General features: G+C 71.6%; 8 protein-coding genes. 2 read left to right on the top strand and 6 right to left on the bottom strand.

Annotated elements, in window-relative coordinates:
* Window positions 1–15 precede the first annotated feature (15 nt).
* From M2163_RS35175 to M2163_RS35150, 6 genes are all read right to left on the bottom strand, one after another.
* On the bottom strand, window positions 16–1,554 hold the full coding sequence (locus M2163_RS35175) for an RNA polymerase sigma factor (protein WP_280848898.1): 1,539 nt from the start codon (window positions 1,552–1,554) through the stop codon (window positions 16–18).
* A 428-nt stretch (window positions 1,555–1,982) separates the two neighbouring features.
* On the bottom strand, window positions 1,983–2,870 hold the full coding sequence (locus M2163_RS35170) for a FadR/GntR family transcriptional regulator (RefSeq protein WP_280848899.1): 888 nt from the start codon (window positions 2,868–2,870) through the stop codon (window positions 1,983–1,985).
* Window positions 2,871–3,032: 162 nt separating this feature from the next.
* On the bottom strand, window positions 3,033–5,024 hold the full coding sequence (locus M2163_RS35165; protein ID WP_280895975.1) for an ABC transporter ATP-binding protein: 1,992 nt from the start codon (window positions 5,022–5,024) through the stop codon (window positions 3,033–3,035).
* A 40-nt stretch (window positions 5,025–5,064) separates the two neighbouring features.
* Window positions 5,065–5,823, bottom strand: a complete 759-nt coding sequence (locus M2163_RS35160; RefSeq protein WP_030326766.1) for an NUDIX hydrolase — start codon at window positions 5,821–5,823, stop codon at window positions 5,065–5,067.
* Between the two features lie 129 nt (window positions 5,824–5,952).
* Window positions 5,953–7,863: a glycogen debranching N-terminal domain-containing protein gene (locus M2163_RS35155; RefSeq protein WP_280895974.1), complete on the bottom strand. Its 1,911-nt coding sequence runs from the start codon at window positions 7,861–7,863 to the stop codon at window positions 5,953–5,955.
* Between the two features lie 722 nt (window positions 7,864–8,585).
* The gene (locus M2163_RS35150; protein ID WP_280895973.1) at window positions 8,586–10,457 is read right to left on the bottom strand and encodes a DUF4192 domain-containing protein; all 1,872 of its coding nucleotides are present in this window, start codon (window positions 10,455–10,457) and stop codon (window positions 8,586–8,588) included.
* Between the two features lie 141 nt (window positions 10,458–10,598).
* Here M2163_RS35150 and M2163_RS35145 point away from each other — a divergent pair, with 141 nt between their 5' ends.
* Window positions 10,599–12,770 (top strand): RecQ family ATP-dependent DNA helicase, encoded by a 2,172-nt coding sequence (locus tag M2163_RS35145; protein ID WP_280895972.1) that lies wholly within the window; start codon window positions 10,599–10,601, stop codon window positions 12,768–12,770.
* A 297-nt stretch (window positions 12,771–13,067) separates the two neighbouring features.
* Window positions 13,068–13,700, top strand: a complete 633-nt coding sequence (locus M2163_RS35140; protein ID WP_280848904.1) for a hypothetical protein — start codon at window positions 13,068–13,070, stop codon at window positions 13,698–13,700.
* The last annotated feature ends 13 nt before the right edge of the window (window positions 13,701–13,713 follow it).

The following is a 13,713-nucleotide window of genomic DNA, read 5'->3' as shown; positions in this document are numbered from 1 at the left end:
GTCGTACGACCTGGCCTAGTCGAGGTAGTCGCGCAGTACCTGCGAACGCGACGGGTGACGCAGCTTGGACATGGTCTTCGACTCGATCTGGCGGATGCGCTCGCGCGTGACGCCGTAGACCTTGCCGATCTCGTCGAGGGTCTTCGGCTGACCGTCGGTGAGACCGAAGCGCATCGAGACGACGCCCGCCTCGCGCTCGGACAGGGTGTCGAGAACGGAGTGCAGCTGCTCCTGCAGGAGCGTGAAGCTGACCGCGTCGGCCGGGACCACGGCCTCGGAGTCCTCGATGAGGTCACCGAACTCGCTGTCGCCGTCCTCGCCGAGCGGGGTGTGCAGCGAGATCGGCTCGCGGCCGTACTTCTGGACCTCGATGACCTTCTCGGGGGTCATGTCGAGTTCCTTGGCCAGCTCCTCCGGGGTGGGCTCGCGGCCCAGGTCCTGGAGCATCTGGCGCTGCACGCGCGCGAGCTTGTTGATGACCTCGACCATGTGCACCGGGATACGGATGGTGCGGGCCTGGTCGGCCATCGCGCGGGTGATCGCCTGACGGATCCACCAGGTTGCGTACGTGGAGAACTTGTAGCCCTTGGTGTAGTCGAACTTCTCGACCGCGCGGATCAGACCGAGGTTGCCCTCCTGGATGAGGTCCAGGAAGAGCATGCCGCGGCCCGTGTAGCGCTTGGCCAGGGAGACCACCAGACGGAGGTTGGCCTCCAGGAGGTGGTTCTTGGCGCGGCGGCCGTCCTCGGCGATGATCTCCAGCTCGCGCTTGAGCTTCGGGGCGAGCTTGTCGGCGTTGGCGAGCTTGTCCTCGGCGAACAGACCGGCCTCGATGCGCTTGGCGAGCTCGACCTCCTGCTCGGCGTTGAGCAGCGGGACCTTGCCGATCTGCTTGAGGTAGTCCTTGACCGGGTCGGCGGTGGCACCCGCCACGGCGACCTGCTGGGCGGGCGCGTCGTCCTCGTCGTCGTCGGAGAGGACGAAGCCCTTGTTCTCGGCCCCCTCCTCTTCCTCCTCGCCCGGCTTGATCTCCTCGAGGACCTCTTCCTCGATGACCTCGGCGTCGTCCTTCTTGGCGGTCGTCTTCTTGGCCGCCGCCGTCTTCTTGGTGGCGACGGTCTTCTTCGCTGCCGCCTTCTTGGTGGCGACGGCCTTCTTCGCGGCGGGCTTCGCGGGCGTCTCGCCCTCGACTGCGGGCTCAGCGGCGGGAGCCGCCGGGGTGGCGGTCGCGGTGGCCTTCTTCGCGGTCACCGTCTTCGCCGCGACCGTCTTGGTGGCGGTGCGCTTGGCCGGACTCTTCGCTGCGACGCTCTTTCGGGTGCGCTTTGGCTCCGCGGCACTGACCATCAGCGTCACACCCTCTTCCTCGAGGATCTGGTTGAGGCTGCGCAGTACGTTCTTCCACTGAGTGGCCGGAATCTGGTCAGCTTCGAAGGCCCGACGCACGTCATCGCCGGCGATCTGCCCCTCGGCCTTTCCCCGCTCAATGAGAGCCATGACAGAGACGGACTCGGCGATCTCCGGCGGGAGCGTACGGGATGTGCTGGCCGACACGAACAACCTCTCGGAACGTTGGAAAACGGCTTCCGGCCCCGTCCACAGCGGACAGGAGCCGACCACCGGCCTGGGAGTGGCCGACGGCGCGGGCGGGGGGCCGGGAAGATGCACAGCGCCTGAAATGGCGTCCGTATTCCTTCCGCGGCTGTCACCTCTTAGGTCATCGCGCTGCTCCCGCGAGCGTTACGCCCAATCTGCGTGGCCCGAGTCACACCCCGTAAGCAGGCAAAAACGGTCAGACGTGGACAGACGCGGTCGCGCGTCCGTCGGGACCAGCGGAGCCCCGGGATGCCGTCACCGCGCCGCGCCGTCGGACCCCGCAGGATCCCTGAAGATCCTGCGGGGTCCGACGGGGGCGGTACGGCGGCCGAACGATGCCGCAGAAGGGGAAGGACATCCTCGACCGCGTCACCCGCGGTGCGCGGTCAGTGCTCGCGCGGCGCCGGCACCACACGCTCCACCTCGGGATGAACGGTCAGCAGTTGACGCATGGCCGCCTCGGCCGCCGGGGCGTCGCCGGTGGCGAGGGCGTCGACGATCCTGCCGTGGTGCGCCAGGGACGGCTCGTTCGGCCGGTCACAGCCGGTCACCGGGCCACCGGAGACCTGGAGGGCGGCCGAGACGATCCCGGAGAGGTGCTCCAGCATCCGGTTGCCCGCGAGCTGGATGAGCAAGGAGTGGAATTCGGCGTCGGCCCGGGAGAAGGTGAGCGCGTCGCCCTGGCTCATGGAGTGCCCCATGATCTCGACCATGTCGCCGAGGCGCTGCTGGACGTCTTCGCGACCATGCCCCGCGGCCAGGCGCGCGGCCAGCGGCTCGATCGTCCAGCGCAGCTCGCTCAGCTCGCGGCGCTGGTCCTCACGCTGCGGCCCGTAGGCCCGCCATTCGATGATGTCCGGGTCCAGGAGGTTCCAGTCACTGACGGGCCGCACGCGCGTGCCGACGTTCGGGCGGGCACTGACCAGGCCCTTGGCCTCCAGGACGCGAAGCGACTCCCGGACGACGGTACGGGAGACCTCGAAACGCTGGCCGATCTCCTCGGGGACCAGCGGCCGGTCGGCTCCCAGGTCACCGGAGACGATCATCTGGCCCAGCTGCTGGACGAGTTGGCCGTGCAGTCCGCGCCCGCGGCTGCCCGCGGCACGGCGGCCCACGCGGCCCAGCTCCGGGTCCGAGCCGTCCCACACGGAGGCTCCGACACGGCCTGCGGCCGGGGCCTCCGCGTAGGGGTAGCGGTCGAGATCGCCCGGGCCGGCCAGACCGGAGTCGGCGGAGCGGGCGGCGGTCATCATGGTGTGCGCAAGGGTACTCACGGATCCTTTGTCGGCGCCGCCTCCAACTCCCTTGAGGTCTTTGGTGAAAAGCACACGAAAGGGTGATCGCTCACCCCGTCGCAATTGACGCCTTATCGGAAAGAAATGCGCTTTTGTCGGGAAGTTGTGCGCACGTCAGGACCGGAAGCGCACAGACGGTCGTCATCGGACTCTGCTCCGCAGGGCCGTGAGCAGATATGCGCACAGCAGTCCGGACAGCGACAACGCCAGTGCCCCGCCTACCGGTTGAGCGATCACCCGCACCGCTCCGGCGAGGTAGCGCTCCCCGCCGAAGGGCCACTGCAGCAGCAAGACCTCGCGCAGCCGCCCGGGAAGCCCCGCCGCCGTTCGCACGGACGCCCCCTCCAACGCCTTCTGGACGAGGGGTACGACGACAACGGGCACGGCGACCACCGCGGCGAGCCCGGCCGTGGTGGACCGGAAGACGCCGGCCGCAAGGACCCCGGCCCAGGCGCACCCGACCACGAGTCCGAACCAACTCGCGCCCAGCGAGAACCAGTCCGCGGGAACTTCCGCGATGTCCCGTCCGTAGACGAGGTAGAGCACTTCGGCGTCGCAGCCCACCGTGAGAAAGGCCAGCATCAGCGCGGTGACGGCGGTGACCACGAGTTTCGCGGTGAGCAGTCCCAGCCGGCGGGGGACGGTGCCGCGGTCCGCAGCCAGGGCGGGGTGGCGGAACTCGTCGCCGAAGGCGAGTGCGCCGAGCAGTCCGGCCCCGAGCGCGGCCGGGGGCAGCGGCAGTTCCCTCGGCCAGGCGGCCAGCAGCCGCGCCTGCGGGGTATGACCGACTCGCGCCAGGAGTACGGCGGTGAGGGCGGACGTGACGAGTACGGCGGCGCTGGTGAGGAACCCCGTGCCGATCCCTGCCGCGCGGCGCAGTTCATAGCGCAGGGGGCGCAAGGGGCTGGGGGCGGACCTGACGGAGATGGGAGGCGGGAGGGGGGGTAGGGGGGCGGCGGTCCTGGAGACGGTGACGGGACTGGGAGCGGTATCCCCGCTTCCGGCAGCGGCGCCGCTGGGGGTGTCCGGACCGTCCTGTGCCCCCTGGTCGTCGTGCGCTTTCCGATCGCCGGGCACCGTCCGGTCGGCGTGCGCGTGCGAGCGGCTGGGCGACGCGGAACCGTCGCGCTTCTGGCTCACCTCCGTTGCCGACCCGACGACTCCATCATGGAGGGGCTCATCGGGCTGCGCCTCCGTGACGCCCGCCCCTGCCCCCTTGACCGCTTCCGCCGCCGCACGGGGAAGCGAGCCGGTACCCGGCCCCATGTCACCGATCTCGTCCGCGAGTTGGTGGACCAGGATGCCGTGGCGGAAGGCCGTCTCGCCGACATCGGCACAAGTACTGCCGTACACGGAAAGGCGGTTGCCGCCTTCCCGGACGACCTCGACGGAGCGGCGAGCCGTGCGGGCCTCCTTGGCGAGCAGGGTGGCGAGGCGGACCGCATGGGGGGTACGGACGGCGACACGAGGACGGAGTCTGGTGCGGGCGAACTCCGCGGCCGGCTGGTCCGCGACGAGTCTGCCCTGCTCGAGAGTGACGACGTGATCGGCGGCGCGCGCGGCCTCTTTGGGCTCGGACGTGGTGAACAGAACTGTGCCGCCCTGAGTGGCGTGCGCTCGCAGCATGCCGTGCAGCCAGTGGCTCTCGCGGGCGGAGAGGCCTTCGGCGGGATCGTCCAGCACGAGTGTGTGCGGGTCCGGCAACAGGGCACAGGCCAGTCCCAGGCGCCGGTCCATGCCGCGCGACAGGGTGCCGAGCCGCTCGTCGCGAAGGCTGACCAGACCCACCACTTCGAGCACTTCGTCGGCACGCCGGACCGGGACGCCGGCCGCGGCGCACAGCATGCGCAGATGGCCACGGACCGTGCGCGCGGGATGGCCGGGCACATCACCCATCAGCACGCCGATCTCGCGCGAGGGGTGCGCGATGCGATGCAGCGGGCGGCCTCTGAAGTAGGTGAGGCCACGGCCCTGTTGGAGTTCGAGCATCAGTCTGAGCGCCGTCGTCTTGCCCGCGCCGGTCGCTCCGAGAAGCGCGGTGACGCGGCCCGCACGGGCTTCGAAGGACACGTCGTCGACCGCGGGCGGAAGGTCCTTGCGGGAATTGCTGGTCAGTCCGAAGGCCTGGATCACCCGTAGCAAGATAGCGCGTTATGTCCGTTTTCCGGGGTTGTCACACCTCGGGGCGCAGCATCGGAGGGTTGAGAAGAGTGGCACCGCCTGCCCGGAAGAGCTGGGCCGGGCGGCCGCCCTGTCGTGTGGTCGTGCCACCGGTGGGGACCAGGAAGCCCGGAGTCCCGGTCACCTTGCGGTGGAAGTTGCGCGGGTCCAGCGCCACGCCCCACACCGCCTCGTAGACCCGGCGCAACTCGCCGACGGTGAACTCGGGTGGGCAGAACGCGGTGGCCAGCGACGAGTACTCGATCTTCGAGCGGGCTCGCTCCACTCCGTCCGAAAGGATCTGCGCGTGGTCGAAGGCGAGCGGGGCCACCGGCTCCCCGTCCCGGCCGTAGCCGCCCTGTTGCAACAGCTCTTCGACTGGCGCCCAGCGCGCGTTGCTGGCGTCACCGCCTGCCCGGGGGGCGGGCAGGTCGGGGGCGAGGGCGAGGTGGGCGACGCTCACCACGCGCATCCGGGGATCACGCTTGGGGTCGCCGTAGGTGGCGAGCTGCTCCAGGTGCGCTCCGTTGTCCTGCACAGGGACGGCAGGGTCATGGGCCCGCAGACCCGTCTCCTCGGCCAGCTCGCGCGCGGCCGCCTGCGCCAGGTCCTCATCGGCCCGAACGAATCCGCCGGGAAGCGCCCAGCGTCCCTGGAACGGCGGCTCGCCCCTGCGCACCGCGAGCGCACACAGGGCGTGCCGGCGAACGGTCAGTACGACCAGGTCCACGGTGACGGCGAAGGGCGGAAAGGCTGACGGGTCGTAGGGCATGCGGCGATCATAGTCGTCTGCCTGACGATAAACACTCCCTTCGCCGATCGCATCGGCCCTTGATCCACTGCCCCCTGAACAGGTATCTCTTCACCTGCCCACCTCTGCCGGAAGGGGTGAGCTACGAGGTCACGTCCCCAGTTGCAGGCCTTCGGCGGCCTCCTCGACCATGGCGAGCCCGAGTCTGCTGACCCGTACCGAGAACGGGGCCCCCGCGATCCTCAGTCCGGTCAGGCTGATCTCGCCGAGAGGGGCGCTGTGCACGGGACGCAGGGTGACCGTCCCCGCCGGCACGTCGGGGCGGATTCCCGCGAGGGCGCTGAGGAGCAGGACGCCGGCGGCCGCCGCCGTGGCCGCCGGACGGCAGGCGGCCGGGTGGGGAAGGGGAGCGCCGCCTTCGGTGCGTTGCTCACCCGCGTACATCTCGGGGAGCCGGTGGCCGAAGGCTTCCGCCGCGGCCAGGAGACCGCGCAGGAGCGACCCAGCCTCCTTCTCGTACCCGGCGACTGCCAGGCCCGCCACGGCGATCGCCGTCTCGTGGACCCTTACGGCGCCGGCGCGATGGCCGAACGGGTTGTAGCCCGCCTCCTTGGTACCCAGTCCGCGCAGGCCCCAGCCCGAGTCCATGGCCTGGCTTCCGAGCAGTCGGGCGAGTTGCTCGGTCTGCACTCTGTCGAGCAGGCCGGGCGCGTGTTCGCCCCCGCCCAGCAGTCCTGTGTCCAGGAGATGGGCAGCCGCGGCACCGAGGTGGGACATGCGGCGCCCGTCGGGGGCCCGCGCGGCCACCGGCCGACCGCCGCTGCGGTCCTCGACCCAGAAGTCCTCGCGGAAGGCCGTTCGCAGTTCGCGGGCCCATTGCCGCAGCGCCGCCCCGCCAGGTCTGTCGAACGTGTCGAGCAGGTCGGCACCGAGGACTGCCGCGCGATGCGCATGCGCCTGCGTCTCGCAGCGGACGGGACCGCCGGGCTGTGGGTCGCACAGATAGGTTCCGTCCCCCACGGCCGCTTGCAGCCAGCGCAGGCACCGCTCGGCCGTCGGGAGGAGCTCTTCCGTCTCCTGCGGCGGGAGTCCCCACCGGAAGGCCTCCGCGAGCAGAGCGGGGAAGAGCAGAGTTGCCTCGGTGCCCGTACAACTGGCCGGCAGGTGCGCCCCCGCGTCCCGGCGCGGCCCGGGGATCATCCCGGCCTGCGCCGTCTGTCCGCGAAGTTGCGTGCGCGCGAGGGTGCGGAGTGTGCCGGCGGCGAGCCGGGTACCGAGAGGCAGCGCCATGCGGGCCGCGACGAGCGCGTCGGCCGGCGCGAGGCCGCAGCGCCAGGGGGCGCCCGCCGCGAGGTGGGTGTCAATGGGGTGGGCCGGATCGCGCAGCAGCAGTGCCTGGAGATCGTCAATGCTCGTGCGCAGCAACGGCTCGACGGCGGAGTGATCTCCCGCCGCGCGAGCGAAAGCCAGCGGACTGGTCGCCGAGCGTCCCACAGCCCGGACGGGGCCCGCGCCCTCCAGCCGCACGCTCAGCTCCAAGCCGATCGTGCCGCCCGGGGGCAGGTCGAACTCCCAGCGCAGCAGGCCTGCCGACGCGAGCGCGTCGGCGGGTGGCGGGTCGGCCGTGACCGACGCGCCGACGGCCCCACTGGACCAGCGCAGGCCGGAGTCATGAACGATCGCGGGCAGTTCGGGTCCCGCTCGACCCGATGCGATCGCACCCAGATCAGCCAGGTCCGTGCCGAGGGCCACCTCCACGGGCAGTCGTAGCGGGCGGGTGGCGGCGCTGTGCAGCATGATGCGTTCGGTCCCGTCCGCGTGGCGACTGCGCTCCACCACTACGTCGGGGTCCGGGCCCGCACCCTGGGACACACGAGCGGTGGCCACGAAGCGGGCGCGGTCCGCCCCGGTCGTCCGTGCCTGGACCGCGAGGGGTTCACGTCCGGCGACACGGATCTGGCACCGGGAGAGCACACGTCGTCCGGCGCGGTAGAAGCCCTCCAGCCCCCGGCCGGTCAACTGCCCCTGACTCGTGGAGATGGCGAGGCCCGGAAGCGCCACGCAGATGAGAGCCGAGTGGACCGGGGGAAGTTCGGCCAGGCCCAGGGGACGCGAGGAGGGGTTGTGTGGCGGCGGCGGCCCGGACGGGACAGGTGAGGGCGGGCGGGAAGGACCGCTCGCCGTCGGAGGCGGGATCCGGCCCTGCCCTGCCGGTGTCGGCGGGCGCTGTACCGGCCCCACTGACGGAGACGGCTCGCGGTCCCGCGACAGCGAGGGAGCGAGGTCCCGACGGTCCTGATCCGGAGTGGGATCCAGGCGGTGGTCCGCCACGTCCACAGTGCGCTTGGGGCCAGTTGAAAACCCTGGCTCGGACATACCTGTTTCCTTGGCCCGCGGCGGCGGACCGGCGCTTCCTTCCCACCTCGTCGAAGGCGCGCCGAGGGCGGGGCGGCCCTCGGCGGTGGAGGGCGGAGTCGGCTGCTGCAAGGGGTGCTTCCTCTGCGCTCTGCGCGGTTCGGGTGTGCTGGGTGTGTCGGGCGTGCGGTACAGGGCTCCTGAAGGACATGGGTGATGCGGTGGCACGGTCCGGCAGGGGGTTCCGCCACTCAGGTGAACGGGACGGGCTTGCACAGGGTCACGCCCCTGGGCCCGGAAGCCGACCGAATGGCGGCGGACCGGAACCGCCGCCCGACCGTCCGGAGCAACTGCCGATCGGTGGCCCGGGATCGTCACCCTGCGGCACAGGCGTGATCACTCACGCGCGACGCGCCTCCAGCGGTCGCTCATCGCTCCTCCTCGGCGGCACCGCCCCCGGACCGTGTGGCTTCGGGACGGCGCCCGTCCTCCTTGCCTGCGGTGCGGCGGGCAGCACCGGGACGTGTACCGCGCGTTGACCGGGAACGCGGGCGGGATTCCTCAGCGTCGGACTGTCGCCCCTCCGCCTCCGCCGGCTGCGGACGAGCACCGACGCGAGCGCCGGGACGCACCCGCTTGCGTCGGCGGGAGGCGGTGGTGGGCGGTGGCGCGGGCAGAGACTCGTCGGCGGCAGAGGAACTCGTCGGCAGAGCGCCGACGGCATCGGTGGAGCACGTCGGCAGAGCGCCGGCGGCATCGGTGGAGCACGTCGGCAGAGCGTCTACGGCCCGTGAGGAACACTGAGGATCCTCGCCTGAGCCATGCGGGTTCGGCCTCGTCAGCTCGTCCGTCGCCTTGGCCGTCGCCGCGCCGGCGGACCGCACAGTCTCCTGGGACCGTGTGCGAACATCGCAGACCTCACGCCCCTCCCGCCCTTCGTACCCCTCTCGCCCTTCACGCCCATCTCGTTCCGCACGCAGGCACCGGCGGATGGCCTCCGGATCGAGTCCCTCGTTGCAGGCCTGGTGCAGGAGCCGGGCGAAGAGATAACTGGGATCCGCCCCCAGGGCCATGGCCAGAGCCTCCCGGGCCTCGATCTCGTCCCCCGCGGACCATGCGACCCATCCGGCGAGGGTGAGCGGCGCCGCCGCATGCTCGCCGTACGGTCCGACGCATCGGCGGGCCAGAGCGCGCCACAGACGAAGGGCCGGTCCGGCCTCCTCCGCCTCCATCCACTCGGCCGCGCGGTCCCGGGTCGTGCGGTCCTGCAGACCGAGAATGAGTTCCGCCGCGTCGTCGTGACCGAGCAGTCCGTCGTCCCGCATGTCGGCCTGGAGGGTGCCCGCCACCGGTGCCGCCTCGGCGAAGCGGGTCATGGTGCGCCTGGCCAGGCGCAACGTGTTCTCGGCCACGTCCACCCGGCTCGCCTGGTCGAGCATCCTGGGGATCAGCGCCATGCCGGCGGTGTCCAGGGCGACCTCCTGTTCCAGGGCGGCCGCGGTCTCCCACGGCTGCAGCCTGGCCCGCAGCTCGCGGAGTGTGCCGCGCACCTGCAGTCCGGCGTACGTGGCCGCGGCGGCGAGCACCGACGTGCCGGGCAGTCCCATCGGAAGCCCCTCCGCAGGGCAGCACCCCTCGCTCGGACAGCAGTACGACCAGTAACGGCCGTCAGAGATGCACAACGCCTCGATCACCGGAACGTCGAGTCGGCCGCACTCCGTGCGCAGCAGCCCGGCGAGCGGGGCGAGCCGCTCCGTGATCTGCCTGCCCGTCTCGCCCGCTCCGGGTTCCTGACAGAGGTAGGCGACCATCTGCTCGGGGCGGCCGCCCCTGCGCTCACTTCCGGTGATCAGTCCGTGGGCGAGCTGCCGGGCGACGGCCGGCCAGTCGTCCTTGTTCGCCGGAATGCCGAGCCGGGCGCGCCCCCCGAACCGGCCGCGGCCGCCGCGGTCGTGCAGGGCCACCAGGACGATGCTGTCCTCTGGCCGGTACCCGAGGAGGTAGGGCACGGCGTCCGCCAGCTCGCCGGGAGTCCGCAGCGTGACCTGGTGTTCGGCGCCATGGGCGTCGAATCCGACGCGGTTGCCGATCCGCGAGCCGTCGTTGTCCGGTCCGTCACTCGCTCGTCCGTCGCTGAGAGGTCCGTCGCTGTTCCGCCCTTGGCGGATCCGTTCCTCGCCGTTCCGCCGACCGCCGATCTGCCCGCCGCCGTCCTCTCCGCCGTTGGCCCACCCGTCACCGTTCCGCCCCCGGTTGTTGCCGTTTGCGGCGGGTCCCGTCGTTTCGCTGTGATTCGTCATGCGCAGACGATCTCGCGGATCTCGATGTTCCGTTTGAGCCTGTGGATAAGTCCGATCAGGGCCACGACAAGCCGTCTGCCGTCGTCCACAGCCGAGCCGCCGCGCAGCCCCGTTGTCGGAGGCGTCCTGTTGTATGGGGGCATGACGCACACGAGCAAGACGGAGTTGCGCGAGGCTGCCGACGGGATCCTCGTCCGGCTCGTCGGTGACAGCACCGGATCGGCGCGCCTGCGCGAGGACCAGTGGCGGGCGATCGAGGCGCTGGTCGCCGACAAGCGCCGGGCCCTGGTAGTCCAGCGCACAGGGTGGGGCAAATCAGCGGTGTACTTCGTCGCGACGGCCCTGCTGCGCGAGCGCGGCGCCGGACCGACCGTGATCGTCTCTCCGCTGCTCGCGCTCATGCGCAACCAGGTCGAGGCAGCTGCCCGAGCCGGCATTCACGCCCGGACCATCAACTCCTCGAACCCCGAGGAGTGGGAGACCATCCGGGCCGAGGTCTCCGCGGGCACCGTGGACGTGCTGCTGGTGAGCCCCGAGCGGCTCAACAACCCGGACTTCCGCGACAACGTCCTGCCCGAACTGTCCGCGGCCACCGGCCTCCTGGTCGTGGACGAGGCGCACTGCATCTCCGACTGGGGCCACGACTTCCGCCCCGACTACCGCCGGCTGCGCACCATGCTCAGCGATCTCCCTCCCGGGGTGCCGGTCCTGGCCACCACCGCCACGGCCAACGCCCGGGTCACGGCCGACGTGGCGGAGCAGCTGGGCACGGGCACCGGCTCGGACGCGCTGGTCCTGCGCGGTCCGCTCGACCGCGAGAGCCTGAGCCTCGGCGTGCTGCACCTGCCCGACGCCGCCCACCGGCTGGCGTGGCTGGCCGACCACCTGGACGACCTGCCGGGCTCCGGCATCATCTACACGCTGACGGTGGCCGCCGCCGAGGAGATCACCGCTTTCCTGCGGCAGTGCGGGCACACCGTGGCCTCGTACACGGGAAAGACGGAGAACGCCGAGCGCCAGCAGGCCGAGGAGGCTCTCCTCGCGAACAAGGTCAAGGCGCTGGTGGCCACCTCCGCGCTCGGCATGGGGTTCGACAAGCCCGACCTCGGCTTCGTCGTGCATGTCGGCTCACCGTCCTCCCCCATCGCCTACTACCAGCAGGTCGGCCGCGCCGGACGCGGTGTCGAGCACGCCGAGGTGCTGCTCCTGCCCGGCCGTGAGGACGAGGCGATCTGGTCCTACTTCGCGTCCGTCGCGTTCCCGCCGGAAGAGGCCGTGCGACGCACTCTGGACGCCCTCGCCCGGGCGGACCGGCCGCTGTCGCTGCCCGCGCTCGAACCACTGGTGGAGCTCAACCGCACCCGTCTGGAGATCATGCTCAAGGTGCTGGACGTGGACGGCGCGGTCCATCGGGTCAAGGGCGGCTGGATCGCCACCGGAGCTCCCTGGTCGTACGACACCGAGCGCTACGCCTGGGTGGCCAAGCAGCGCGCCGCCGAACAGCAGGCCATGCGGGACTACGCCACCACCACTGGCTGCCGCATGGAGTTCCTGCGACGGCAGTTGGACGACGAGCAGGCGGCTCCCTGCGGCCGCTGCGACAACTGCGCCGGTCCCCGTTTCCCCGCAGACATCTCCCCCGCCGCCCTGGACACGGCAGGTGGCTCGCTCTCCCGCGCCGGTGTGGTGGTGGAGCCCCGCCGCATGTGGCCCACGGGCCTGCCGGCCATCGGCGTCGACCTGAAGGGCCGTATTCCACCCGGCGAGCAGGCCTTGCCCGGCCGTGCCCTCGGGCGGTTGTCGGACATCGGCTGGGGCAACCGTCTCCGGCCGCTGCTCGCACCCCAGACGCCGGACGGCCCTGCTCCCGACGACGTGGCGAACGCCGTCGTGACCGTGTTGGCCGACTGGGCCAGGTCGCCCGACGGCTGGGCCTCCGGAGCCCCGGACGCACCGGCCCGTCCCGTCGGAGTGGTCACCGTTCCCTCACGCAGCCGACCCCAGTTGGTCCACTCGCTGGGAAGTCGGATCTCCGCCGTCGGCCGCCTGCCGTTCCTGGGGTCCCTCGCGTACACGGACCACTCCGACGATCTCTCCCTGCCCCGTTCCAACAGCGCTCAGCGACTGCGCGCCCTGCATGGGGCACTCATCGTGCCGCCGCCCCTGCGGGAAGCGCTGCAGACGGCCGCGGGTCCGGTCCTGCTCGTCGACGACATGACCGAGACCGGCTGGACCCTCGCGGTCGCCGCCCGGCTGCTGTTGCGGTCAGGCGCCCAGGGGGTGTTGCCTCTGGTGCTGGCCGTACGTGGCTGAGCAGGCACCGGAAGCGACTGCTCGCCTCGCGCGTGCGCACCTGTCCGGGCCCGGAGTTGCCTGGCCCGGAGGTCCCAGGCGTCGCCCGGCAAAACACTGGGTAGGGATATAAGCCACGAACCGTCTGATTCGGGTCGGCGAGCCCAATTGCTCGTTGCCGCAACCAAGTTCGACAGGAAGAATTGAGGTCCGCTCCCCGCACGGCCTCGCCCGTTGACCGGTAGGGCTCTGCTGCGGTGCGCGCTCCCCCGAATCCGACCCCGCCCGCCGTATGGGCGCGTAGCCGAAGGGAGGACCGTGACCTTCGGATTCGCTCCGTCCTCCGCGGCGTCCACGTCGTCAGCCGACCTGTCCGCCGCATCCGCCAACCCTCTGGCCCGTCTGCTCGAACCCGCCGAGTGGGCCGAGGCCGGCATCCCGCTGCTGCGCAACCCGCGCGAGGTCGTCAGTGGGCTGCACTCGCGGCACCGTCCCAAACCGGCGACCGCGATCGTGGCGGTCCTCGACCCGGACGAACGGCTGCGTGCCAGCGCCTCGTTCACGCGCCGTCCGGCGCCGGCCGACGGCTGGATGTTCCGGAACACGCTGCTGGCCCAGCTGCGCCGGGTGATCCCGCACGACCTGCGGCGCCGCACCCCGGTGCGCACCGCCGTACTGCTCTACTGCCGTGAGGGCGACGCGCGTTGGACGCAGGAGGACGGCGCGTGGATGTGGGGTCTGCGTGACGCCTGCACCCTGCACGGGCTGCGCTGCGGGGCATACATCACGCTGACGCGCGACGGGTGGCAGGTGCTCGGCGAGGGACGCGGCGGCCGCCGGCCGAACGCGGACTCCGCGCCGGAGCCCTTCGCCACCTCCGAGTCACCGCCTCTGCTCCCGCGCACCGGCGGCGCCGCCTCGGAGGTACTGCGCCGCGCGGCGGCCCGCTGAGCAGACCCGCCCC

It is taken from the genome of Streptomyces sp. SAI-135 (assembly GCF_029893805.1).
GTDB lineage: Bacteria > Actinomycetota > Actinomycetes > Streptomycetales > Streptomycetaceae > Streptomyces.
Note: the sequence above shows the minus strand (reverse complement) of the source record. Positions and strands in the feature narration are given on the sequence as shown.

Coding starts and splice junctions, on each gene's coding strand:
- M2163_RS35160 (WP_030326766.1), bottom strand. CDS start 5,823: ATGCCCTACGACCCGTCAGCCTTTCCGCCCTTCGCCGTCACCGTGGAC.
- M2163_RS35150 (WP_280895973.1), bottom strand. CDS start 10,457: ATGACGAATCACAGCGAAACGACGGGACCCGCCGCAAACGGCAACAAC.
- M2163_RS35145 (WP_280895972.1), top strand. CDS start 10,599: ATGACGCACACGAGCAAGACGGAGTTGCGCGAGGCTGCCGACGGGATC.